Raw genomic sequence first — 23,414 nt, 5'->3', positions numbered from 1 at the left:
TGTCATGACGCCCGTTAGGGGGTCGGCCGGTCGTGCGTCGCCTGTGACCGGTAGATGCCGATCTCCTCCGGGCGGACGAGGCCGTCCTCGATCGCACGGGCCAACAGTGCCGCCTTTGTGGCTGCCGGGCGGCCCGCCCGGGTGTACTTGATCCGCGCCCGGTCGACGTACTGTTTCACTGTGTGCTCGCTGATCCGCATGCGACGGGCGACTGACGCCTTGGACATCGACTGGAACCAGAGCAGCAGCGCCTCGCGCTCCTTGTCGGAGAGCATCGGCCGGTCCGGTCTCGGATCGCCGACCATTGCGCCGGCCAGCGCCGGCGGCACGTACGGGCGGTCACTCGCCGCGGCCAGCACGGTCGCCACGCAGTGCTCGCGGCCCTCGTGCTTGGCCAGGAACGCCACCGCTCCGGCGTCCAGCGCGGCGAGCATCGTCTCCGGGTCGGTGTGCTCCGAGTAGACCACCACCCGCCGTCCCGTGGCGCTCAGCTCGGCCAGCTTGTCCAGGGCCATCCGGCCGTGCAGGCGCAGGTCGAGCAGGACGACGTCGGCGTCCGGCGCCGCGCGCAGCACCTCGTCCGGGTCGTCCCCGGTGGCCAGCACGGCCAGTCGCGGTTCGCTGGCGAGCCAGGCGCGTACCCCCTCGACGACCACCGGATGGTCGTCGACGATCGCCACCCCGACCGGCCGGTCACCGGTCACCCCGACCACCGGGTCTGCGCCCATCTGATGTCCCCGTCCCGTTCGTATAGCTGTTGCACCGGCCCGTCCTCGTGTTCGGTTGGAGGGCCGGTCGCGTCCGGTCCCTCCCGGTCCGGCGTGACGAGGCTGACCACCACCTCGTCGGGGCCGGCCACCACGGTCAGGCGGGCCCAACCCCGGGCGTCGGCCAGCAAACTGGTGAGCGGGTCGGCCAGCCGGCGACGGATCTCCACCGGCAGCGGGGGCGGGTTGCCGATCGCGACCAGGTCGATCGGCAGCCCGTTGCGTTCGGCCAGGTCGGCGGCGGCCCGCAACTCGTGCAGCAGCGGGTCGGGCACGTCGTCGGATTCGGCGATCAGGCGGCGCAGCCGGGCCGCGGCCAGTACGCACCGGCGCTGTACCTCCGGGTCGTCCGGGTCCGCCTCCCCGGCAGCCAACTCGCCGAGCACCCGCCCGGCCGCCGTGCCCACCAGGGCGAGCCGGTCACGGCGTTCCTGCCGGCCCCGCTCGGCGGCGGCCCGTTCGGCGGCGAGCGTGTGCATCGCCGTGGCTGCCGCGGCCCGGTCCCGGGCCAGGCCGACGATCACCGCGCTGCCGGCGAAGACCGCCACCGGCAGGGAGAAGGTGCCGTACACGTACATGGTGTAGCGGGCCAGGTCGGCCGTGCCCGGCGCGTACGCGAGGACGGCGGCGAGTGCGATCATCGCGTGGGTGGCCAGCAGGGCGACGAGGCCGCTGACCCGTCGTCCCCACAGGGCCAGCACGAAGAACCAGCCGAGGGTGCCCCACACCCAGTTGGCGGCGGTGAACAGCTGCCGTTCGCCGACGGTGGCGAAGACCGCCGCGTCGACGGCGAGCAGCACCCCGGCCAGCGGCCACGGCGGCAACGGCGCGCCGCGCAGCAGCCGGACGCCGGCCACCGCCCCCGTCACGGCGACCAGGACCCAGCCGCCCAGCACCACAGTGGGCGCGGTGAACTGCGTGCGGGTCGCCAGCACCGCCGGCAGTCCGATCGCGACATGCCAGGCAAGCGCGATGGCAACGGCGACGATCCGGGCCCCCCGGTCGGAGGCCTGGGCGACGGCGGCCGGCGCGGCGAGCGCGGTCGGCTCGGGTGTGGACCCGTCGGCCGGGCGGGGCCGCGGCACCGGCGCCACGCGGAGGTCGGCGCGGTCCGCCGACGCGCCGAGGTCAGCCGACACCGGGCCACTCCAGCCGGATTCGGGTGCCCGCACCCGGCGCGGACCGCACCTCGGCCCGCCCGCCGACAGCGGCCATCCGCCCGCGGATCGACTCGCGCAACCCGTACCGGTGGGCGGGGACCGTCTCCGGGTCGAAGCCGGGACCGTCGTCGACCACCTCGACCACGACGGCGACCGCGTCGCGGTTCAGCCGCAACGTGGTCCGCGCGCCCGGGGCGTGCCGGACCACGTTGGACAGTGCCGCGTAGGCGCTCTCGGTGATCGCGTCGGCCACCCCGGCGGGCACCGCGCAGGCGGTCAGCTCCAGGTGGACCGGCAGCTCGGGCAGCCGGTCGGGCACCGTGCGCAACCGCTCGTCGAGCAGCACCGGGCCGTCACCGGGCGCTGGGCCGAGGTCGGTGACCGCGACGAGGGTACGGAGGTCGGTGGCGCACCGCCCACGGAACGAGGCCGACGGGCCGGACACCGCGCCCAGCCCCACCATGGTCAGGGTGCCGAGCACGGTGTCGTGCAGGTCCCGATTCTGCTGACGCTCGGCCTCCCGAGCGGTCCGGGCGACCAACGCCTCCCGGGTGACCCGCTGGTGCTCGGCGAAGGCGTGGTCGGCCCGCCCGATCCGGCGGCGCATCACCCCCGTCATCATCGCGGTACAGCCGGTCTGCACGAGCAGGGTGGCGGCGTGTGCCTGGGCCTCGGTGACGTTACCGGCCGCCTGCGCGCCCGCCACGTACGCGGCGGTGACCAGCAGCCCGACGGGGACCGACCAGCGGGCCTTGGCGGTGGCCTGGGCGTTGATCACCGTGGTGCTGGCGAGCACCGCGATCCAGCTGCCCTCGCCGGGCAGCACCTCGGGCGCCACCAGGCGGGGGATGAGCAGGCAGGCCACCACTGTCACCGCGACGTCACCGGCGACCAGCGCGGGCCCGATCCCGTGGCGCAGCGCGCGGACGGCGTACCAGACCGACCACCCGGTCAGCGCGGCCACGCCAGGTAGCAGCAGGGCCTCGTCGACCGGTGGGGTACGCACCGACAGCGCCACGGCGGCACCGACCAGCCCGCACGTCAGCCGCAGCAGGGCCGGCAGCGTGGTGAAGATGAAGCTGAACGCGCCGCCGGCCGGACTGTCCAGGGCGGGCGGTGGCATGGTCGGGGCGGCAGTCGCCGGCATCGGGAGGTGTCCTTCCGACAACGACCCGGTCCGGGTCCGCACGGCGGAGATCGACATCGGAGAATAGCATGGCGTACGGTGAGCCTTCACCCACTGTACGCGCTGTGTCGCCGTGTCGTTACTCTGCGCTGCGGGGCTGGATCAGGTCCCACCGGTTGCCGTACAGGTCGGCGAAGACCGCCACCGAGCCGTACGACTCGTGTCGAGGCGCCTCCAGGAACCGTACGCCGGCCGTGACCATGCGGGCGTGAGCTGCGGCGAAGTCCTCGGTGTACAGGAACAGGCCGACGCGTCCGCCGGTCTGGTCGCCCACCCGCGCCTGCTGCTCGGCGGTGCTCGGGCGGGCCAGCAGCAGCGCCGTCTCGCGGGCACCGGGAGGGCGCACCACCACCCAGCGTGAGCCGTCCGGGCGGGGAGTGTCCTCCACCAACTCGAAGCCGAGCCCGCCGACGTAGAAGTCGATCGCCTCGTCGTACTCGTCAACCAGCAGGGCGACCAGTCCCAGATGTGCCATCCGGCCATTCTGCCGACGGACGCTCCCGCCCCGGCGGGCGGCGTCACCCATGGTCGGCGACATCACGCGGGAACCCCGTCGGGCCCGCACCCGTCTGATCCCACGGCAGAGAGGTGGTGAGCGGGATGCGCTCAGGCGGAACGACTCTGGTGGCGGCGCTTCTCGGCGTGGGGCTGTGCGGCCTGGCACTGGCCGGCTGCGCGGGCCCGGCCAGCACGCCGGGAGGCCCCGGCCCGGCGGCGATCGTCGAGAAGTGGACCTCGTGCGCCGAGATCGCACCGCAGGCGGGCGCCATGCTGCCCGTACCCCCGGAGGCGGGTGGGTCGGCCACGCCGGCCGGGGTCGAGCCGCGGGTCGGGCGGATCGATCCGGATTTCGCCCCGCTCGCCGCCGTGCTGTGCGGGCGTAACGTCGTGCCGGGAGCAGGTGGCGGCCGGGAGCAGGTGGCCACCGAGCGCCGCGCCGACGACATCGGGCCGCTGGTGGCCGCGCTGGGCCTGGCCGACCAGGAGAGGGGCCCAGGGCAGGTCGCCTGCACCGCCGACCTGCTCGTCCCACCCTGGCTGGCGCTGCTCGACGACAAGGGTCGGTGGCTGCGGCCGTACCTGCCGATGGATGCCTGCGGCAAGCCGCGCCCGGAGGTACGCGCGGCGCTGGACGGGCTGCGGTTGACCACCGTCGACAGTCGTACCGTCGGGGTTGTCGAATCCTCGGAGGCCGAGGCCGCCGGGTGCGCGCAGCGCTGGTCGGACATGGTGTGGGTCGAGGGCACCGTCGGACGTCCCGGCCGCGTCGCGCCGGCCGCCGCACCGAAGGCCGGACCGCTGCGCCTCTGCGTCTACCAGGTGCCGCCGTCCGAGCGGGGCGGCGGCAAACCCGCAGGTGACTTCGTGTACGGCCGACCGCTGCCACCCGAGCGGCAGGCGGACGTGCTCCGGGCGCTGGCCGGCACCCGACCGGCGGCCGACTGCGCGACCCCGGCGTCCCGCTTCGCGGTGCTCCGGCCCGCCGACGGGAGCGGACCCGAGTGGTACGTCGAACTCGACGCCTGCCGGCGCTTCCTGGTGGTGGCACCGCCCGGCGGGTCACAGCTCGGGCAGGGTGACGCCGCGCTGGCGGCGCTGCTGGGGCCGAGCTGACCCGGCTCAGCGGATCGGCAGCGCCTTCGTGCCGCCGCCGGCGATCGAACGCTTGACGTTGGTGCCGCCGGACCAGTAGTAGCAGCGCACGCCACGGTCGCCGCGCTCCCACAGCAGGCGGTTCGGGAAGCGGTACGAGGTGCCGGTGCGGTAGATCAGATCGCCGTCCACCGGCACCTTCGCGTAACCGGCGACGACCTTCCGGCAGGCCGCGTGGATGGAGTCCTCGTCCCGGGTCGCGTCAGCCCAGGAGCGATCCGGTGCAATCCAGGTGCCGGCGTACTCGAACTGGTGTCCGGCGGTGCAGGCGACCGGCCGCAGCATCTGCCACTTGTCCTCGTTCATGCACCCGTAGTGCAGCGGGGAGCGGCTGGCCAGGGCGTTACGCAGCGATCCACCCCGTTGGATCGCCGCATCGCTCTCGCCGTTCGGGCCGTTGACCTCGTCCAGCTCGAAGATGTCGCACCGGTACCAGCGCGCGCCACCCGACCAGGCGGCCGGCGACGCCGGCGCGACCTGCACCGACAGACGGGCATCGCGCCAGTCGCCGCCCACGAACTGCTTCGCGCGCTTGTCACAGTCGGCAAAGGTCGACCGCATCGTCGCCGACTCCGTCTTGGGCGGCGCGGTGCGGGTAGCCAGAGCGCCGGTGAAGGTGCCGACGTGGAAGGTCTCCACCTTGTGCGTCTTCGCGCAGTCGACGGGGGAGTAGCTGCTGAGGTACGACGTGGCCTCGTCGATGAGGTGACACTCGTCGGCCTTCGGGACGAACTGCTGCGCCGCCGCCATCGGCCGCCAGTCGTCGGCCAGGTCACCATCCGTGCCGGCCGGCGTGCCGCAGCCCGCCAGCGCCGCCGTGAGGAACGCAGCCGTGAGCGCCGCCCAGCCGTACCGTCGCATGTGTTTCTCCCCGTGCCCCCGTGTCGAACGCGCGCAGCATATGGCACGGCCGCGACGAACCGGCACCGGCTTCCGGTGCCTTCTGGTTGGCCTTACCGTCAGGTGTCGTCACCACGTGTCGGGGCGGTCGATGTCGCCGGCCGGCCGGTACCCGCCGAAGATCGCCAGGCCCTCCGAGCCGCGCCAGCGCCGGTGTACGAGCGAACGCGTACTCCTCGAACGTCACGCCTTATTAACGCCGTAGGTGGGATCGCCCGTAGACACCCACCGGGCACCTCCTGTCGCTGCGTCAGCGACCTTCGTCGTGTCCACGGTCGTGCGCCCTGCCGTCGCCAGGGCCAGCAGGCGGGCCAGGCGGTAACGCAAGATCCGCGTCTGCCGCATCGAGAGGTGAAGTCGTTTCACCGCGCTGTCTTCTAGGCGCACCACCGGGGCGGCCCTACTCGCAGGTCATCGGCACGAATATCGACCTGGCGGCTGCTCACCTCTACCTGCGAGACCTGGACGGGGCGGCCGAGACGCTGCATGGGGTGCTGGCCCTGCCACCGTACAAGCGCAACGTCTCGCTAACCGGTCGGTTGGCACGGATGGAACGTCTGTTGGACGAGGCACCGTGGAACGGCGATGCCGATGCTCGGTTGCTTGCCAACCAGATAGCGGTGTGGCTGTCGGAGACCTCAGCTCGACCGCTTGTGTGAGCGGTGCCAGGCGGCCAACACCTGCGCTTCCTTCTCCAAGCTGATCCCGATTCCGGCGGCGCGGTCGTGGTTGCTGACGCTCCCGCTCTCGACCAACCACCGCCAGGTGTCCCGGATGGTCAATTCGAGTGGGCGGGTGCGGAGGCCACCGGCCTGCGCGGCAGTGGTGTCGACGTTCCACACGCCGTCGAAGGTGCGCCAGAGCGGCAGTTCGGACCACTGCCGGACGCCCTGAGCGAGCAGAAAGTCGTCAAGAATCCAGGTGAAGGAGGCGTCGGCCCTCGTCGAGTGGGCGCAGTCCGCCAGTAGTCCGCCAAAAGTCGCGCCACCCACCGGTGCGCAGACGTTGAACGCGCCAACCAAGTCGTCGGTGATGCTGCGCAGCGCGAACGCGGCCAGGTCGCGTACGTCGATCGGTTGAACTGTCCGGTTCGGCGAGCCTGGCGCTAGCACCTCGCCGCCAGCGGCCACACGGCCTAGCCACCAGGGCAGGCGGCCGACGTACTCACGCGGGCCGAGCACGACGCCAGCCCGCAGGATCGTGGCTCGGTCCGCCCCGAACGCAGCGAGCGCGGCTGTCTCGCAGCCGGCCTTCTGATAGCCGTAGCGGGTCGGTCCGTCCTCGGTGTCCGTGCCGTAATCGGGGCCGGCGTCCGGTGGGCAGTAAAGCACCTCAGATTGCTCGCTCAGCGGCTTGACCGGCCAGTCTCGATAGACGCTGAGCGTCGACACGAATACGTAGCGATGGGTAACGGGGGCGAGCGCGCGAGCGACGTCGAGGACGTTCCTCGGCACGTAGCCCGAGGTGTCGACAACGGCATCCCAAGGCCCGGCGGTCGCCAGAGCAACGACGTCCGCATGACGGGTCCGGTCGCCTCTGACATGCCGCACGGCTTCCAGGAAGGGATCTGAGGTACCGCGGTTGAAAGTCGTCACCTCCCAGCCTGCACTGATAGCAGTCGTAACGACGGCATGCCCTACGAACCAGGTTCCGCCAAGCACCAGCAACCGCATGGGTTCATCTTGCGCCTTGGTCGGCTGCGGGCTGTATCTCGGACGGCTGGCGACTAGCTAGAGGCAGATCCAGCAGTAGATGTGCTCCCCGTTCGTGCGCGCTCGGCGGGCCAGTCCAACGAACTCCCGCAAGCGCGACAGCATGAGCTCCGGTCCCGTGTCGCTGTAGTGGGACAGCTCCTCGACGTGTGACCACCGCTCAGCCAGGCCCGGCAACTGGTCATCCGGGATGTCCGCAAGTACGTCGCGGGCGTGATCGCCCAACACGACGACCCACGGTCCTTCGTACTCACGGTCCTCAGCAGCACCGTCCGGCCAGATGAGCCGTTCCCCGACAAGGTCGGGCTCCCACGGCACGTCGAGGGCGAACGAGACGACCCGGCCGAGGACGACGGGCGGATCGATCCCCTTGGCGTCCACAGCATCCTCGACGGGCGAATCTCCCGCGCACACCACCGGGCCGCCGTCGGTGACGGCCATCAGCTTCGCGACGGCCTCGTCGTCGGAAGCGCGGAAGTAGTCGTACAGAACACCCACAGAAGTCTCCCGATCGGCTGCCACGTCACCACCCGTGGGGCGGCCGGGAGAACGTACACGTCCGCTACGTCATTTTGCCGACGGACCGGGGGCAATCCCTCCCGAGCGCAGCCTGCGTACGTACAGTGCCGTGCCGGTCGCACCCACCCGGTCGGACCAGAATTGGAACAGCTCGTCGCTCGGCACACCCCAGCCGAGGTCGCCGCCGGGCGCGGCGACATAGCCGTCCAGACTCACGTTCATGCCGAAGGTCAGTCTCCGCATCGTGTCAGCCTGCCGTGAATCGGCAGCCGGCGTACAGACCAACACGGCGCATCGACGCGAATGGGTGATCAGGTGGCGAAATCGTCGCCGCGTGGAGCGCGATGAGACGTCGACGGCCTGACCTGCTCAGCAAGCAGATCGAGGAGGCCAAGCTCCGACCTGGACGGCACTGCACGAGCCTCAGACAGACGGTGTGGCGCCCGGAGGTGTCCGGATGGCGTCAGCGGCAAGGCGGCAGTAATTTGACAGCGGGATCCTGCTCGTCCGTCCCAGGGCCGGTTCTCCACGCTGGTTCGACGTTCGTCCGGAGGTTTCTCCTGTGCGGGCAGACAAGAACGACACGGGGGTTGACACCATGCGTACGTACATTGCGGCACCACCGGAGGCGATGCTGCACCGACTGCTCCTGCGGGCGGCGACGCGCATGTCCGACGAGGCGCTGGTGAAAGCCCGCCTCGCCCTGGCCGAGGGCGACGCAGCAACAGCGGCGGAAGTAGTCGCTGACGCCAACCCCGAGTTGCATCAGAATGATCGCCAGCTACTCGGCCTGTACCTTCCCGAGGGTGTGGAGCCACCCGTGCCGGTGTCGGCCGCGGTGACCGGGATCGCGTTCACGCCCGTTGAACCGGGTTCCGTGCCAGCCGAACAGATGCCGCCCGTACTAGACCTCACCAGCGGGCCTGAGCCGGCCAGCGACGCGGCTATGGACGCGGCCGACCGCGCCGCAGTAGCTGAGGCAGCTCGACTCTCGGGCGCGGTCGCGCTCTGGCGTTCCTGGCGTGGGCCCGGCGAACGGGTGTATGTGCTCGAGCTCGATGCCCCGGTGACCGAGCTGGCCGAGGCGACCGGTGCGGTGATGCAGGCGTTGATCGCTACCGGTGTGGAACTGCCGCTGGTGGAGTCCTATGCGACAGGTACGGAACAACCCGCACATCTGCAGCGTGCCCGAGCGTCATCGGCGTTGCTGTGGGCCGCCGAGGTGGTCGCGCCGATCGAGTTGGCCCGTGTCTTCGACTCCGTGGACGCCGTCGGGGGACCACGTTTCGCCGATGACCATGGGCGGATGTCCGATCCGGAGCGGCGACAGCTGCTGCGCTACCTGGACCAGGGTGTCGGTGTGCTCGAAACCACCGACCTCATGGCGGACGTCGTCGATCCGCATCGGGGTGACGTGGTGCCGATGTCGTACCGAACCGACGGGACGTTCGTGTGGACCGACACCGTGACGTACTACCTGCGCGAGTACGGGCTCGCTCCGGATCCCAGCCTGGTTCAGCAGGCACGGCGCAACACCTACCGAGTGCCGCAGGTTGGGGGCGTGGCGCTGCACCGTGCGCTCGCCGAGCTGTTCCGTCCGGTCGACGACGATCCCGTGTGGATTACGTGATCGCCGACGGGCGATGCCGCCTCCGCTGACCGCGTGCCCAGGCCCCGCCTGAGGTCAGGGGTACGTCAGCAGTTGAGGATGCCGTTAGCCAGGATGTGGAGTTGGGCGTCGTTGTCCCGCATGATCTGGCGCAGGTCGGCGATGGCGTCCACCCATTGTTGTTTCTGAGCGACGGTGAGCTTGCCGCGGTTGGCTTCGATGAAGGCATTGGCGTTCTCGAAATTGCCGGCCTTGACCTCGCCGATGACGGTGAGTACCGAGGCGGAGATGTCGGTGGTGCCCACCTTGGTGACCATGTCCGCCAGTTGGCCGGTGGTGAGGCCACCGTCGACGTCGAATGGCGTGTTGAGCTGTCCGGCTGTGTCCAGTCGGCCCACCGAGTCGAGGAGGACCTTGGGTCGTTGGGCCTCGTCGGCAGTCGCGTAGTCGAAGACGACATCTTCGTGGCCGATCGCGCCCAACTTCAGGACCGGCGCGAAGACACTCAACTCCGGCTGGTTGGGTACCCGGCCGATCATCTGCTCGACCTCGGTCAGGTTAGCCTTCATCTGCTCAGCCGACCAGCGCGCCCGTAGCCGTTGGAAGACGGCCTTGCTCGCCTCAAGGTCCACCGCCCAGATCAACTCGCCGAGCGCGTCGTCGACGCGCGCCACGGGGTTGTTCTTCTGGGCCTTCTTCGCCGCCGTGCGCACCACGGCGGGCGTGATCGCATCCAGAATTTCGGCGGGGGTGTTGGGCTGCCCGTGCTGGCGAGGAGAGGTGACGGTCCATCGGTAGGTGGTATCAAGAGCCATTCTGGAACTGTCGGACTTCTTCGTGGTCGTGTGCAGGATCGTCACACCGTACCTGTCTGTCACGGCAAGGAGATCCAGAGTGACCGCCCCGCGGGTGATCACGACGGGGGGATTGCCGCGTTGGGCGAGCTGTTCGAGCAGATAGTTCACCGTGGCGATATCGGCGGGCAGCAGGTCGTGGCCGACGCGCGGAGTGTCCAAAAGGATCACCGGGTGTTCGGCGTCAGCCATCGCGGCCAACTCACCGATCATGCGGTCCGGCACTCTCGCACTGTTCGCGGAGACGACGTACACGTCGCCGTGTGCCGTGACGTGCCAGCGGCTGGATGACGATCCCGTCGCCAGCGGACCACCGGTCAGTCGCAGCGGCCAACTCGGCTGCGCGATCGCCTCCACCGGTTCGACCACCTCAGCCGGAGATCTCGGCTCTTCGGCGGCGGTCACGGCCCGTGCCCTGCCCCGATCGCCGAATTGGTGGTACACGTCGTTGGGGGCGTCCGGAGTGCTGTCATGGATATCCAGCCCGAGGGCCTCCGCGCCGTGCCACGCCGGTGATTGATGGAGGCGCGGGTACGGCGTGCCGGGTAGTAGCGGCGTGTCGAGATCCTTGATCTCGGTGAGGAGCGGTCCATCCTGTGCTGTCGGCGTCGTGCGGAAGCGGTGGAACGTCCCGTTGCCAGGCGTACCGGGTCGCATTCGGCCGTCTCTGCCAACAGCGACCTTGGGCGCGACGAAGGCGTGGCCGATGGCGGAGGTCCATACCGTTCCGTTGGCGGCGACGACATCGGTGCCATGCATCAGGGGGTGCTTGGACAACTCGGCGGCCGGTGATCGCGCCTCGGGCGCGGTCACGAAGTCGCAGGAAATGACGTCGACCGGTTTGCCGTAATCCGGATGCAGGCGGATGGACGAGGCGATGTCCGGCACCGAGAAGGCCCTCGACGCGCTGTCGACGAAGACACGCAGCCGTGACGGGTCTGCCGGGAAGGCTTGGGCAAACCGCAGCTTCTCGGCGTAATCCCTGTCGGCTGGGTCGGCCAGCACGAGCCCTGCGGGAACCCGTCGTAGCGCCGGCCGACGCTCGTGGCCGAAGCGCATCAGAGCCTCATCTGGCACACCGAGACGGCCGAGGATCGCGTACATGTCGGTCTCGTTCTTGGCCTGCGACACCGGCAGATCCATGCCGACCGACTCGGCGCCCCGTAGCACCTCGTACAGCGAGTGTTCGTCGGTGACCAGCATCCAGGCCGTGATCCCGAGGAGAAAGTCGTTGCGTGACTGCGCGGGCAGGCCGAGCATGTCGTACGCCCACAGCAGCCGCACAGTGGTGCCCGAAATCGCGCTGACGGTCGGGATGCCGGCCTGACGCACGGAATTCGTCCACGGCGCGGCCGACGAGGATTGCATCATGTACTTCGCACTGCCGGTCAACCAGGCCAACGGGAACTCTGGTCCTGACTCACCCTCACCCAGCCGGGACTCGAGCGCGTCGATCGCCTCGTCGTCAGGGGTGTCCAGAGTCGGCTTGAACGGAAGGTTGCCGGCTTCCCGTTGGTACTGTTCCTCCAACGGGTGCAGGCCCACGTTGAGGTCGTCGAGTTCTCGCCTGGTTGCCTGACCATAGAGGCCGAGATTGAACTTGTACGTGTTCTGCGGTACGCGCGGAATTTTCTCGAAGTGGCTCAGCGCGGTGACGAGGGTCTCGTACTCCGGGGCGGTGCTCACGACGGCGTGAATGTTGCCGACCGCGAACAGGTCGTCGGCGTAGGGCTGCGCATTGTGCATTGGCGTGGTGATGAGGTTCATGGCGGCACGCCGCCGACTCTTGAGCTGTGCGCTGGCCCGCTGAAGCAACTCGACATTGAGCTTGAGTCGGTCGGCCTCGCCCCAGGCCTCATTCCTGACGATGTCACCGAGGACGGTCTTCAAGGTGACCGCCTCCGCGCTCTCCTTGTAATATGCCGCGTTGTAGAACGCCGTCATCATCATCCGCAGGTTTCCCTGCGTCAGTACGTGGCGGACCTCCTCGTCGCTCAGTGTGTCGCCGACCTGTCCAGCGCTGGTGGGGTCGTCGTGAACGAATGCCCGCAGCGGCTCGATGTCGAGGTGCCCGTTGAGCCGGGAATTTACCAGCACCGCGCGCAGGCGCCGTACAGCCATTCGAACGGCGGAGCGTACCCGTGGAAGTTGGTACAGGTGTGCCCCGACGTATCGCTCGAAATTGCGGTCGGCGATCTCGTCGCCGCCCCATCCGGTCAGTGCCGGCAATGCCAACTCGTCAGTGAGGTTACTTGACACCTCGTGTTGGCTAGCTGCCGTCTCAATCAGACGGTCCAGCTCTTGTTGCCGCGCATCCATTCGGTTCAATTCGGCGACCGCTTCCCGCAACCCCTGTTGCGTGACATCGAACATGTCGACGATCCGCTGGGCCTCTTCTGCTGCCGACGTCAATTGACCTTCGAGATCTTTTACGTCGCCGGCGGTCCGCAGCACGTGGCCGGTCCATTGGACTTCGGCCCTGTTGGCGGCTTTAGCAGCGACTCTATGATGTTCTACGCGGTCCTTGTTGGCTTTGGCGAGGGTCTTCGCCAACCGCTCGTCGGCCCTGCTCCCCTCCTCCAGGCTAACTGCGACATTCCGCAGTGCCTCGTACGCTGCCAGATCGGCCCCAGCGACATCCATTGTGGCAGCGACTACCCGCGTCTCGAGGTCCGAGATGTGGAACCCCGTCCTGCTCACTCGGCTGGCAACCTGCTCGACAGACTTTCTGTGCTGTTCGGCCGCGGACCTGGCTTCGGCGGTCTCGTCCACCAGTTGTCCGAGTCGGGTTAGCGCAGACGAAGGTGCGTCGCTGCCCGAGGCCTGCTCGAATGCCTTTCGAGCGGCATCATGGGCGTCGACAGCCGCCCACTCGGCCTTGTTGGCCCTGGATTGCGCGAGAACCGAAATGTGCCTGGCAGACTCGAGTTCCGAAATCAGCTCCTTGGACTGGCCGTCCATGGGCTTTACTACTTGTCCGACGCTTCTCGTCTCGCGCTGAAGATCGGTTAACCTCGCCTTCAAGTCGTGCAGCCCCTGGCGCAGCGCCGCTACCTCGCGCAGTGCTTTGTCGCGCGCGGCGGAGAAAGCGTCACCGCTGACACCGCGTGGAGCCGCCTCGTGTGCTTCGATCTTCTCGATGCCGTCTTCTATTTTTCGTGAGCTGACCTCGAAGACAGAAGTGGGAAGGAGTAGCCGCTCTTTTTCCTTCCTGGTCATAGAGAACGGCGTGATGTCGCGGCCGCTGAACTCCGCCAGGTGCAGGGTGAGTTTCACCGGCCTGGTGAGGAGCTTGTCTCGATGTAGTGACAAGAATTCCCTGTCAGCGATTTTTTCGCTGGCCGACGTGCTGCGCAAGCGAGAGAATGTTAGGGTTGCGCCATCGTACTCGGAGAATCCGGTTTTGAACTTGTAGTCGCCCCGGAACACCTCACCATGAGCTGCCGGCAGAATCATCAGTGCGTCAACCACCATGTCGAAGTGTGCACGCGCCTCGGCTTCGAATTCTGCGGCGATCTGCTTCCCCCGGGCATGCATCAGCTTCTCGATCGCACCTCTGTTGCCCTGCTTGTATTCGAGATTCTGCCTTAATTTAACTAACTCCACATCCCTCCAGATGAGGTCAGGGAAGTCGCTTGGTTCAACTCCATCCACCGAGTCGATCACTTCGGCGACGCGCATCTGCACGACTACTTCGAGTTCTGACTTGACCGTCCGAGCGGCTCGGTGGAGCAGGCCACCCGGCGGGGCGACCGCGTTGATCAGCGCGTGGTTCGATCCCGTGTAGGCCGCGAGCGCCAACAGGTGCGCGATGGTGAGCTTAATCTTGATCTGCAGAGGGTCGGCGTCTGAGTCATCGAACCAATCAGTCAGCCATATCTCACTCTCGGGCTTGGGCCTTGCACTATTTTCGTCATAATCTTCGAGCAGTGCTTTGGTGGCTTGCGCGCGTTGGAAATCATTGGAGCCGAGGCCTTTGAAGACATTAGCTTTGCTCAGCTCGTAATACGCTGCCTCGTGGGGCAGCATCTCCATGCCCGCCAGTGTGAGAGAGAGCCGTGACACGCCGAGCTGTCCGAGTTCTTCGTACACCAGTTCAGGGGAGGGGGCGGCGGATACGCTCACCGGCGTCCGGCTCTCCTCGGCGACCCGAAGGACTTCGTAGAGGCGGTCCGGGCCGGCCGGGGCCGTGGCGACGAGTGCGAGGACGAAGTCATTGCGAAGTGCCGGGTCGAGGTTCAGCCAGTCGAAGGTGCGCAGAAGTCGGTCGGCGTAGTCGAGTGCGCCGCCCGCGCTCCCATCCCCGGTGTACCAATCGGCGTGGTCCAGGTCGCGAGCTGTTGTTGCGAAAGGATCGCGAGTAAGGTCGGCTGTATTCTTCAACGGACCATGCAGGGGCAGCCACGAATCTGCGAACTGTCGCATCGCCTCGTGGTCGACGCCGATCCGTTCGGCGTACTCGGGTTCGGCGAACAGTCCGGCCGCCAGCCGGGTGAACGTGGGCGCCTCTCCGACCACCCCGTCGCCGACCGCCAGTGCGAGCGCCGCCATCAGCGCCTCGGCATCGTCCAGCTCGCGGGCCGTCGCCAGATCGCGGGCCGTGGCGCCATACCCGGCATCTGTTGCCGCTGCCTGGCCCATGATCATCTCTAGCCGTTCGATCGCCTGCCGGGCGGCGTTGATCACCCGAGGCAACTGGGCCAGATGGCCGGCTAGGGCGGCATCGAATTTCTCGGCCTCGACCCGGTACTGCGGCCACTCTGTGACGGGCCGGACCTGGTACGGGCGCGCTCCATGCCAGGAACTCCAATCGTTCCGCCGCAGGTGCCCCGGGGACGGCTCCATCGTGCCCGGCAGAACCGCTACCCGGAGATCGATCACCTCGGTATCGGTGGGCCCCACCTGCTCTTCGCTGACCGGTGGGGGAGTGCGGAACGCGTAGAACGATTCGCCGGCCGCGCCAGGGGATTGTGGGCGCATCTTGCCGTCATCGTGGACGCGGGAACCGGATGCGATGACGTGGCCCTGGGGCGAGGTCCACACGATCCCGCTGGCAGCACGCACCTCGATACCCAGCATCTGGTCCTGCCGGGAGAGTGTCGCCGCGAGCGAGCGTAGGCGGTCCACGGCGGCGCCGACCACCCCGGCGGCATTGCAGACGACGACATCCACCGGCGCGCTGTACCGGGGGTCAAGCGCGATCATGGGGGCGATGTCCTCGGCCGCGAATCCGGCATCCTCGTGCATGAATACCCGCAGGTGAGTCTGGCTCACGGGCATTCGCGCCGCCGCCTCCATCACCGCGGCGTAACGAGGCGCCGACGGGTCGGCGAACACCAGGCCGGCCGGCACACGACGCACGGCAACCGCGCCACCGTTCGCAGACGCGGTGTACCCGACGTGTTCGGCGGGCCACGCGAGCACCGCACCGGTTTCCGGGTAGGCCTCGAACGGCACGACCTGCGGACCACTGAGGTCGAGTGCTCGAGCAGCGCGGAGGAGGACCGGCAGGCCGAGTTGCTCGGCGCGGACGGCCGCCGCCTCCAAGCCGGGCTCCAGTCCCAACGGCACATGCACCATCTGCGCGGCCACGGTCTGCGGCTGGCGGCGGAGGGTGTTGTTGACGCGCACGTCGCCTATCGCGGCAGGCTCGACGTACACCTGGTGGAAGTTGGCAAGGGGCAACGCGTCCCACACCTCGGCCGGAACGGGACCGCCACTGATGCTGAGCGATTGGCCGGCGGGCACCCAGGTGCTGACGGCTTCGATGCAGTCGGTGCCGACAGCACCTGTCATCTCGCTGGTCCTCCGTTGAGTCGCGCTGCGGTGCCGGCAGCCAGTCGAGGGAGGTCGGTCTCAGGGGTCGTCAACGGCGAGCCGGGCGTGGGTTTGAACGGCCGGGCGAGGTGATGGGTTCACCACCTGAGCGTCCGTTGTGGTCGCTCGGCAAGTGACGGCACGAAGGCCCTGGTGATCATCGACCAGGAGCGGCAAGTGATCGGCCTGCGACGATGAGGGTGCGCCCGGCAGGATTCGAACCTGCGGCCTTGGGATTAGAAGTTGAATCCCGTACGGGTTAGCGCGTCATCGTGAGTTGCTAGGGGTGTCTATCTGTCCAGGTAGACACCCCTACCCATGGTGGTCGCTGTTCGCTCGTGCTGCCGGGTCCGTAGACGTCCGGGCTCACACCGGGCTCACCTGCGGAGGGTGTACCGACATGGCGAAGGCCCCCAGCCGACTCGGCGAGGGCCTCCGGCGGGGGTCTAAGTTAGTGCTGCTTGGCGAAGTTGACGAACGACTGCCAGACGGTCGAGTCGAACTGGAGCGTGCCGCCGTCCCGGTCCTTGGTGTCGCGCACGAGCACGACGCCGGGCAGGTTGTCGGCCACCTCTACGCACGACCCGCCGTTGGTCCCGGAGCGAGTCGACTTGTGCCACCTGGCACCGGTCATGTCCATGTCTGCGCCGCTTCCTTGATCAGTTTGAGTGACTGCCTGCGCGAGAGGGCTTCACCTCTGATGGTCTCCCACACGCGCTGGAGGCTAGCAAGGTCATCGGTGACGTTCACGACCTGTGCGCGGACCTGGTGATCGAGATGTGCGATCACCGAGCCGTCACCCAGCGTGGCCAGGATGAAGCCTCCTTGCAATCCAGGGTAGACCCCGGCGTCTTCAGTCACCACGTGTATATGCACGTGCGGCAGCTCGGCCATCTTGGCGAGGTGTTGTAGCTGCTCTGCCATCACGCCCGGGTGGTCGTTGAGTGATCTCCGGAGCACCATCACGTCGAGTACGGCAACCAGGGGCACAGGTTCTTCACGGGTGAGGATCGACTGTCGATCGAGCCGTGACGCTACGCGCTGGTCGATCTCGTCGGGCAACAGCAGACCGCCACTAGCGAGAGTGGCACGTGCGTACGCCTCCGTCTGGAGAATGCCCGGCACGAACGCAGGTTCGTACCAGCGGAGCAAGGTTGCCTCACGCTCGAACTCGATCCATTCGCGCAGCCAGGCTGGGGTGTGATCGAGCTTCGACAGCTCACGCAACATGCGGGCGAACCGTCCGCCGGTCTTGTGCGCCTCGTCGACTGCGTTCATGTATTCGCGTGTTGGTGGACGACCGCCGGTTTCCACCGAGCTGACGTGCGAGCCGGAGTATCCGATGACCCTGCCGAAGTCATCCTGGCTGAGTTCTTGGGCCGCCCGAAACAGGCGCAGTTCTTCGCGTACGTAATCGGTGGCGGTCCCCATTGAGTCCCCAATCTCTGCCCAGTTTCGTCGGCGAGCCGTTCGTTCTTGCCCGCCCCTGCTCACTTCGCCTTCTGAGCTGGCACAACAGTGGTGAGCACGTATCGAAGACCGCTGTGTCCCCAGCAGACTGTCACACATCGGAGCCGCTCCTATCCAGAGAGGGACGGGGTGGTTTTTGACCGGGGCCGTCTCGTCCCCCCATGCGGGGCGGCCCCCTCCGAAGGACCGAGGAGGGCGACGTGCGGCTGCTGCGACGGATCAAGAGGAAAGCCAAGGTGCCCGTGACTCCCGCGCCTGAGACGGCTGTTGTGCTGGGGCGAGCCTGCTGCCCTCCGTCGTGGTACTCGCAGCGCACCGAGCCGTTCTTGGTGTGGGGGCGTGCGGGCAGGTTGACGCTCGGCCAAGCGTCTCGGTCTCCGGTACCCGGATGGCTGGCGCGTGCCAGTGCGGAGGATGCGCTCGACGGGCTTGGTCGTGGGTGACGACGACGCGGATTTGATCCGTCCTCGGCATCGGTCGCATCGGTCGCGGCGCTTTCCCGGCGGGAAGCCGTGTGCCTGTCCGGCGTGCCGGACGGCCCGCAAGCGGCAGCGCAAGCCTCCGGGCACAGCACTGCCTCAAGCTGCGGTTGGTCGGGCGGCAGAGCAGCCGACGCAGATCGACTGGACCCGCGCGGCGGAGCTGGTCACCCGGGGGCAGTTCGCCCGCGCGCAAGGTGTCGCACCGATTGAAAGGAGCGGACTCTCGGCACGTCAGTTCATGGCACCAACCCCGTCAGCTCTACCGAAGGAGACACGGCACCATGACCGACACGATCACTGGTAACCCGACGATCGAGGCTCACACCGGCCCCATTGACCTGTCCCGCCCGCACTTCGTGGGCGTCGGTGGGTCTGCCATGTCCGGCCTGGCCCGGTTGCTGGCCGAACTGGGCCACCAGGTCAGCGGCAGCGACCTGAACGACCCCGCCACACTCGCGGCCCTGGGCGTCGCGGGCGTGCGGGTGCACCTGGGGCATGACGCCTCCCACGTGCGGGGCGCAAGCTGCGTCGTCTACACCACGGTTGCGCAGAATGCGCCGGAGATCGACGCGGCTCGTGCCGCCGGTATCCCGGTGGTCCACCGGGCGCAGGTCCTCGATGCGCTCAGCGCCAATCGGCGGTTCGTCGCGGTCTCCGGCTCACACGGCAAGTCCACCACGACCGCCATCCTGGCCCACATCCTGCGGACGCTCGGCGAGGATCCGACCTACCTCGTCGGGGCTGACCTGACCGATCCGGGCTCTGGCGCCCGTCTCGGCGGGTCCCGGCTGCTGGTTGCGGAGGCAGACGAGTCGGACCGGTCGTTCCACTTCCTCACCCCGTCGATTGCCATCATCACCAACGTCACGGACGACCACCCGGAAAACTTCGTCAACCACGCCGCCCTGATGCGTGCCTACGTCGAGTTCGGCTCTCGGATCGCTCCTCGGGGGTACCTGATCGCGAATGCCGACTGCGTGGGGGCGAACGTCGCCGCCGAGGTCATCGCTGAGGAACGACCTGACCTGACGGTGCTGCGCTACGGCCGGAGCCGCACGGCCGATATCTGCCTGCTCGACGTGTACGCGGAGGGATGGAACGTTTCGGCGACCGTCCGGATGCCGAACGGGACGAGGGTGCGGCTGACTCTGCCGACCCCGGCAGCGCACCACCTGGAGAACGCGCTCGCGGCCACGGCGTGTGCGGTGCTCCTGGGCCTGGACCCCGCCCACGTGGCGGGAGCGGCATGCACCTTCACCGGGGTACGCCGTCGCTTCGAGCACATCGACACCCGGGCCGGAGTAACGGTGGTCGACTCCTACGCCGATCACCCGAAGGAGATCGCAGCCGACCTGGAAGCCGCGCGCACGTTGGCTCGCGGCCGGGTCATCGTGGTGTTCCAGCCGTCCGGGCATGCCCGGGTGCTGGCTTTCGGTAGGCGGATCGGCCGGCTCCTGGCGGACAAGGCCGATCACGTCCTGGTGCTCGATGTGCACGGCACTGTGCCTGAGGGGCGGCCGGCGGCCGACGCAACAATGATCGTGACGCAGTTGCGCGACGGTCAATACTGCCTGCCGCTTGGCGCGGATCACGTGGCCCGGCTTGTCGGCCGGATGGCCGGTCGCGGTGACGTGGTCCTGACGATGGGCACCGGTGACGTGACCGGCTACGGTGCGGCGATCCTGGACGCCCTGAGCCAGCGTTCCGAGGTCGCGGTGTCCGCGTGATCTCTACGCCTGGGCGGTGACAGTGCCGGGTTCCTCGATCAGCTTGTCTGCGAGCGCGAGGAGCCCGGCGCTGTTCGATGCCTTCACCAACACAACGTCGCCTGGCCGTAGGCCGTCGCTGAGCATGTTCCATGCCTCGGCCACGTCCGCCGTCCGATCAACCGCCGTGGCGCTGCCGGCGGCCCCGGCGGCGTACTGGTCGGCGTTCGTCCCGCCGATCGCCACCAGCCATCCGGCCCCGATCTCGGCTACCTGCTGGCCGATCTCGCGGTGCACCTCTGTGGCGTGTTCGCCCAACTCGGCCATCTCGCCCAACACCGCGACCGCGCGTTTGTTGTCTCCGCTCATTGTGTGAAGGGCACGTATTGCGGCGCGCATGGCATCGGGCGCGGCGTTGTAGGCGTCGTTGATGATCGTCACCCCGTCCGCGCGGGTGGTGACCTGCATCCTGCCCGGTGACACGGCCTCGGCTTGCGACACGGCTTCGGCTACGGCCTCGATCGGGTGGCCCAGCCCGAGAGCGACGGTCGCGGCGGCGAGCGCGTTGGACGCCTGGTGTAACCCGTACAGGCGCAACCGCACTTCGGCAGCCTGGCCGTCGTGCACGAGCCGGAAGCCGGCGCGGCCCAGCTCGTCCAATGTCACGTTCTCGGCCCGCACGTCCGCCGGGTTCTCGACTCCGTAGGTCAGCACGCGGGCGTTTGTGCGGCTCGCCATCGCGGCCACCAACTCATCGTCGGCGTTGAGCACCGCTAGACCGCCGTCCTGTGCGGCGGGCAGCGCTTCCACGATCTCGCCCTTGGCCTGAGCGATGTTTGCCACCGATCCGAACTCGCCCAGGTGCGCGTGCCCGACGCGGGTAACGATGCTGACGGCGGGCGGGGCGATCCCAGTCAGGTAAGCCACGTGCCCGATCCCACGTGCGCCCATCTCCAAGACGAGATAGCGGGTGTCGACGGTGGCGCGGGTGACCGTGTACGGCAACCCAAGCTCGTTGTTATTCGACGCGCGGTTGGCCACCGTCTCACCCCACCTGGGGAGCACCTGGGCAAGGATGTCCTTGGTCGAGGTCTTGCCGACTGAGCCGGTCACCCCGATCACGGTCGTCTGCGGTAGCCGGTCCACGACCGCGCGAGCGAGGCGGCCGTAAGCGGCGGGTACGTCCTCGACGACCACCGCCGGTACGCCAACCGGCCGTGACGCCAGCACCGCTGCCGCGCCGGCCTCGATCGCCTGGGCGGCGTAGTCGTGCCCGTCGACGCGCTCACCGGCAAGCGCCACATACATCCCGCCGGGCTCGACGCGCCGGCTGTCGAACATCACCGGGGCGGTTACGGTGACGTCCTGAGCAGCGTCGTGGACGGCTCCGCCGACAACGGCCGTGATCTCCTGCAAAGTCATCGCAAGCACGGGATGAACCTACCGTGTGAGGTCAGCGGATCGAGGGTTGTAGCCGGATCATGGACGCTTGTCCGCCGTCAGCTACTGGCAAAAGCTCAACTGGCGGAAGGCCAACTGTCGCTAGCGCTACTGGCACTATGCCAAGCTGTGTTTTATGTACCGCAATTCGCCTGCCGGTCGTCGGAGCTTGTGTGCTCGGCGGTCGACGCGTCGGCGCTTGCGTTCACTGCCGGGGATGTTGCCGAAGCCGCGTACGCGGGCGGCTTGGGCGGCCTGGGTTGATGATCTGTACAACTTGCGGTCCGAGGTCGCGCACGATCAGGTGTGGCGCGATCAGGCCGCCGGTGGGAACACCTCGATGAGGGTGCTGCCGGTGGGTGATCCGGCGGTGCCGTGGGGCAAGCGTGCTGCGGAGCCTCGGGGGTTATCGGAGCCAGCGCGTCGTCGCCGGGCGCTGGCTGATCAGGTTGCGAACGCTCTTGCGGATCAGCCGACGATCGACCCGTGGCGCAGTGGGGGGAACGTGCTCGTAGAACAGGTGTTGCCGGCTCGGTTGGGCGATGACCCGGCAATGCGGCAACCGTTCGTTGACGCTGCGGCCGTGGTGGAGCGGGGCGGGCCGGGTGTGCTGCGCGTCGTTCCTGGGCAGGGCGGGGTGACGCTGCGCGTGCACGGCCCGTCGTGGTCGCTGGTGTTCCGGGTCAGTCCGATCGTCAACGCCATCGTGGTGTTTCTTGACTCGACGTCTCGTTATGGCTGGCGAGTGGAGGATGACACGGAGTCCCGGGGGCTGATTCAAGAAGCGGTGACGCGGGTGGTTGCGGAGGCGGTCCGTTACGGTTGGGGCGGGGACAAGTACGCGCGGCCCGTGACGCCGGTCGCCTGATAAAATCATTGACGGATGTGCACTCGCAAAGAAATGGTTTGGTAGCTATGGTGGCGAAGACCGGTCGACGAAATACGATCATCGCGTCCGTCGTCGCGGCACCGTTCGCGCTTCTTGCTGGCATCACCACGTTCAGCACCTTGAGTCCTGATGTCGCAAATCCTGTTTCTTCTCCTCGACCCAGCCGGACTGATGTTCGACTTGGGGCGACGACTCCGGTTCCTATGGCCATGCCTCAGCTTTCCGCCGACCAAGCACGCGCTTGCCTGGCTTTAATTTCCCAGTTGCCCCCTCAGTTGCGCGAGCTACCGGCCAGGCGGGTGAGCGACGGCCCTGAGCAAAATGCGGCCTACGGAGATCCTGCCTTGATGATCCAGTGCGGTGCTCAAGAGGCGAAGCCGGAGCCAACAGCGAAGATCTGGATCATCTCCGGTGTTTGTTGGTATGCGGAGGCGGGCGAGGCATCGACAACGTGGGCGACGTTGGACCGCAAGGTTCCAGTTGCTGTGACGATCCCGCCTATCTACGCCCCGGCGGGTGAAGGCTCCGGTCAATGGATTGCTGCCCTGTCCGGACCACTAGTCAGTGCGATGCCTTCCAAGCCGACGCGCTACGACTGCGGTCCAGAGTAGGCTTCCTGCCGGTCGACGCGATGGTCGACCGGCAGGAGCTCAGGGCACGCCCGACTTGTTGCTGGCCGCGCTAGAAATTCTTGTTGCCGCCCGCTGGGCCGGCGCAAGTTGAAGTGCCGGAGTAGCAGACTTGGATGCTTGCGTTCGAGTTCCCGTCCGGGTCGGTGAACGTGAACGACGTTCCGGACGAGTTGCACGAAGTCGCCATTGTGATCCCTTGCAGCTTCGCGACGACGCAGTAACCGTCACTGGTGGCGATGTCGTCGTAAACCGTGGCCCGGTAGACGTTGTCGCCGTCGCAGGTGCCGGACGCGGCCCGAATTGTGCCGATGGCCTGCGGACTGGTGATGCCCATGCTCAAAACGCAGCCATTGGAGGTGTAGTTGACGTAGGCGTACGCTGGCGCAGCTCCAATGAACAGTCCGAGGACTGCGACCACGGCCACTACTGCGCCTCGCTTAAGTGCGATCACTAGCGCTTCCTTCCGGTGGATGGAATGCGAAACCCCGAGGCCCCTCCTACCCTGCCGACCACCGGAAAAGATGTCAATGACTTGCGCTCCTAAATGTAGATGCGAATAGATGCGCCTGCGGAAATTGCGTGCGTGGGATTTCCTGAATGAGCACATCTGTTCGGAGC

18 protein-coding genes are annotated in these 23,414 nt (G+C 67.8%); 5 read left to right on the top strand and 13 right to left on the bottom strand.

What is annotated here, in order from left to right:
* Nucleotides 1-14: 14 nt before the first annotated feature.
* From ABZU91_RS19005 to ABZU91_RS18990, 4 genes are all read right to left on the bottom strand, one after another.
* The gene (locus tag ABZU91_RS19005) at nt 15-728 is read right to left on the bottom strand and encodes a response regulator transcription factor (protein WP_355241765.1); all 714 of its coding nucleotides are present in this window, start codon (nt 726-728) and stop codon (nt 15-17) included.
* Nucleotides 701-1,852, bottom strand: coding sequence for a hypothetical protein (locus tag ABZU91_RS19000; RefSeq protein ID WP_355241967.1), 1,152 nt, complete (start codon nt 1,850-1,852; stop codon nt 701-703). The genes ABZU91_RS19005 and ABZU91_RS19000 overlap by 28 nt, the downstream gene beginning before the upstream one ends.
* 43 nt (nt 1,853-1,895) lie before the next feature.
* On the bottom strand, nt 1,896-3,074 hold the full coding sequence (locus ABZU91_RS18995; RefSeq protein WP_355241762.1) for an ATP-binding protein: 1,179 nt from the start codon (nt 3,072-3,074) through the stop codon (nt 1,896-1,898).
* Nucleotides 3,075-3,192: 118 nt separating this feature from the next.
* Entirely contained in the window at nt 3,193-3,588 is a 396-nt protein-coding gene (locus ABZU91_RS18990) for a VOC family protein (RefSeq protein WP_355241760.1), read from the bottom strand.
* Nucleotides 3,589-3,713: 125 nt separating this feature from the next.
* Here ABZU91_RS18990 and ABZU91_RS18985 point away from each other — a divergent pair, with 125 nt between their 5' ends.
* Nucleotides 3,714-4,727, top strand: coding sequence for a hypothetical protein (locus ABZU91_RS18985; RefSeq protein ID WP_355241757.1), 1,014 nt, complete (start codon nt 3,714-3,716; stop codon nt 4,725-4,727).
* Nucleotides 4,728-4,733: 6 nt separating this feature from the next.
* Here ABZU91_RS18985 and ABZU91_RS18980 read toward each other — a convergent pair whose 3' ends face one another.
* The 4 genes from ABZU91_RS18980 to ABZU91_RS18965 all read right to left on the bottom strand — a co-directional run bounded on the left by ABZU91_RS18980 (nt 4,734) and on the right by ABZU91_RS18965 (nt 8,140).
* The gene (locus ABZU91_RS18980) at nt 4,734-5,627 is read right to left on the bottom strand and encodes a septum formation family protein (protein WP_355241754.1); all 894 of its coding nucleotides are present in this window, start codon (nt 5,625-5,627) and stop codon (nt 4,734-4,736) included.
* A 677-nt stretch (nt 5,628-6,304) separates the two neighbouring features.
* Entirely contained in the window at nt 6,305-7,339 is a 1,035-nt protein-coding gene (locus ABZU91_RS18975; protein WP_355241751.1) for an NAD-dependent epimerase/dehydratase family protein, read from the bottom strand.
* 57 nt (nt 7,340-7,396) lie between these two features.
* The gene (locus ABZU91_RS18970) at nt 7,397-7,876 is read right to left on the bottom strand and encodes a hypothetical protein (RefSeq protein ID WP_355241748.1); all 480 of its coding nucleotides are present in this window, start codon (nt 7,874-7,876) and stop codon (nt 7,397-7,399) included.
* A gap of 69 nt (nt 7,877-7,945) precedes the next feature.
* The gene (locus ABZU91_RS18965; RefSeq protein ID WP_355241745.1) at nt 7,946-8,140 is read right to left on the bottom strand and encodes a hypothetical protein; all 195 of its coding nucleotides are present in this window, start codon (nt 8,138-8,140) and stop codon (nt 7,946-7,948) included.
* 355 nt (nt 8,141-8,495) lie between these two features.
* Here ABZU91_RS18965 and ABZU91_RS18960 point away from each other — a divergent pair, with 355 nt between their 5' ends.
* A complete protein-coding gene (locus ABZU91_RS18960) occupies nt 8,496-9,527 on the top strand; it encodes a hypothetical protein (protein WP_355241742.1) in 1,032 nt (343 codons plus the stop codon).
* Between the two features lie 65 nt (nt 9,528-9,592).
* Here ABZU91_RS18960 and ABZU91_RS18955 read toward each other — a convergent pair whose 3' ends face one another.
* The 3 genes from ABZU91_RS18955 to ABZU91_RS18945 all read right to left on the bottom strand — a co-directional run bounded on the left by ABZU91_RS18955 (nt 9,593) and on the right by ABZU91_RS18945 (nt 17,608).
* Nucleotides 9,593-16,156, bottom strand: a complete 6,564-nt coding sequence (locus ABZU91_RS18955) for a hypothetical protein (RefSeq protein WP_355241739.1) — start codon at nt 16,154-16,156, stop codon at nt 9,593-9,595.
* Nucleotides 16,157-16,628: 472 nt separating this feature from the next.
* Complete coding sequence (locus ABZU91_RS18950; protein ID WP_355241964.1) at nt 16,629-16,811, bottom strand: DUF397 domain-containing protein; 183 nt, start codon at nt 16,809-16,811, stop codon at nt 16,629-16,631.
* Nucleotides 16,808-17,608, bottom strand: a complete 801-nt coding sequence (locus tag ABZU91_RS18945; RefSeq protein ID WP_355241736.1) for a helix-turn-helix transcriptional regulator — start codon at nt 17,606-17,608, stop codon at nt 16,808-16,810. The genes ABZU91_RS18950 and ABZU91_RS18945 overlap by 4 nt, the downstream gene beginning before the upstream one ends.
* A gap of 802 nt (nt 17,609-18,410) precedes the next feature.
* Here ABZU91_RS18945 and murC point away from each other — a divergent pair.
* Nucleotides 18,411-19,856, top strand: a complete 1,446-nt coding sequence (gene murC / locus ABZU91_RS18940; RefSeq protein WP_355241733.1) for a UDP-N-acetylmuramate--L-alanine ligase — start codon at nt 18,411-18,413, stop codon at nt 19,854-19,856.
* A gap of 3 nt (nt 19,857-19,859) precedes the next feature.
* On the opposite strand, the gene murF is transcribed toward murC, so the two are convergent.
* Nucleotides 19,860-21,257 (bottom strand): UDP-N-acetylmuramoyl-tripeptide--D-alanyl-D-alanine ligase, encoded by a 1,398-nt coding sequence (gene murF, locus ABZU91_RS18935; protein WP_355241730.1) that lies wholly within the window; start codon nt 21,255-21,257, stop codon nt 19,860-19,862.
* A 235-nt stretch (nt 21,258-21,492) separates the two neighbouring features.
* Between murF and ABZU91_RS18930 the strand changes: the two genes are divergently transcribed.
* Both ABZU91_RS18930 and ABZU91_RS18925 read left to right on the top strand, forming a co-directional pair.
* A complete protein-coding gene (locus ABZU91_RS18930; RefSeq protein ID WP_355241727.1) occupies nt 21,493-22,143 on the top strand; it encodes a hypothetical protein in 651 nt (216 codons plus the stop codon).
* A gap of 47 nt (nt 22,144-22,190) precedes the next feature.
* On the top strand, nt 22,191-22,775 hold the full coding sequence (locus tag ABZU91_RS18925; RefSeq protein ID WP_355241724.1) for a DUF3515 family protein: 585 nt from the start codon (nt 22,191-22,193) through the stop codon (nt 22,773-22,775).
* 70 nt (nt 22,776-22,845) lie between these two features.
* Here ABZU91_RS18925 and ABZU91_RS18920 read toward each other — a convergent pair whose 3' ends face one another.
* Complete coding sequence (locus ABZU91_RS18920) at nt 22,846-23,247, bottom strand: hypothetical protein (RefSeq protein ID WP_355241721.1); 402 nt, start codon at nt 23,245-23,247, stop codon at nt 22,846-22,848.
* Nucleotides 23,248-23,414: the final 167 nt, after the last annotated feature.

The sequence above is a fragment of the Micromonospora sp. NPDC005174 genome (assembly GCF_040608495.1).
Classification (GTDB): domain Bacteria; phylum Actinomycetota; class Actinomycetes; order Mycobacteriales; family Micromonosporaceae; genus Micromonospora.
This window is presented reverse-complemented; position numbering and strand designations above follow the sequence as displayed.

Bases quoted from the DNA above. Each gene is read 5' to 3' on its own strand.
- ABZU91_RS18965 (WP_355241745.1), bottom strand. From the start codon at position 8,140: ATGCGGAGACTGACCTTCGGCATGAACGTGAGTCTGGACGGCTATGTC.
- ABZU91_RS18945 (WP_355241736.1), bottom strand. From the start codon at position 17,608: ATGGGGACCGCCACCGATTACGTACGCGAAGAACTGCGCCTGTTTCGG.
- ABZU91_RS18930 (WP_355241727.1), top strand. From the start codon at position 21,493: ATGTTGCCGAAGCCGCGTACGCGGGCGGCTTGGGCGGCCTGGGTTGAT.
- murF (WP_355241730.1), bottom strand. From the start codon at position 21,257: ATGACTTTGCAGGAGATCACGGCCGTTGTCGGCGGAGCCGTCCACGAC.
- ABZU91_RS18950 (WP_355241964.1), bottom strand. From the start codon at position 16,811: ATGACCGGTGCCAGGTGGCACAAGTCGACTCGCTCCGGGACCAACGGC.
- murC (WP_355241733.1), top strand. From the start codon at position 18,411: ATGACCGACACGATCACTGGTAACCCGACGATCGAGGCTCACACCGGC.
- ABZU91_RS18975 (WP_355241751.1), bottom strand. From the start codon at position 7,339: ATGCGGTTGCTGGTGCTTGGCGGAACCTGGTTCGTAGGGCATGCCGTC.
- ABZU91_RS18980 (WP_355241754.1), bottom strand. From the start codon at position 5,627: ATGCGACGGTACGGCTGGGCGGCGCTCACGGCTGCGTTCCTCACGGCG.
- ABZU91_RS18995 (WP_355241762.1), bottom strand. From the start codon at position 3,074: ATGCCGGCGACTGCCGCCCCGACCATGCCACCGCCCGCCCTGGACAGT.
- ABZU91_RS18960 (WP_355241742.1), top strand. From the start codon at position 8,496: ATGCGTACGTACATTGCGGCACCACCGGAGGCGATGCTGCACCGACTG.
- ABZU91_RS18955 (WP_355241739.1), bottom strand. From the start codon at position 16,156: ATGACAGGTGCTGTCGGCACCGACTGCATCGAAGCCGTCAGCACCTGG.
- ABZU91_RS18925 (WP_355241724.1), top strand. From the start codon at position 22,191: ATGGTGGCGAAGACCGGTCGACGAAATACGATCATCGCGTCCGTCGTC.
- ABZU91_RS18990 (WP_355241760.1), bottom strand. From the start codon at position 3,588: ATGGCACATCTGGGACTGGTCGCCCTGCTGGTTGACGAGTACGACGAG.
- ABZU91_RS18985 (WP_355241757.1), top strand. From the start codon at position 3,714: ATGCGCTCAGGCGGAACGACTCTGGTGGCGGCGCTTCTCGGCGTGGGG.
- ABZU91_RS19005 (WP_355241765.1), bottom strand. From the start codon at position 728: ATGGGCGCAGACCCGGTGGTCGGGGTGACCGGTGACCGGCCGGTCGGG.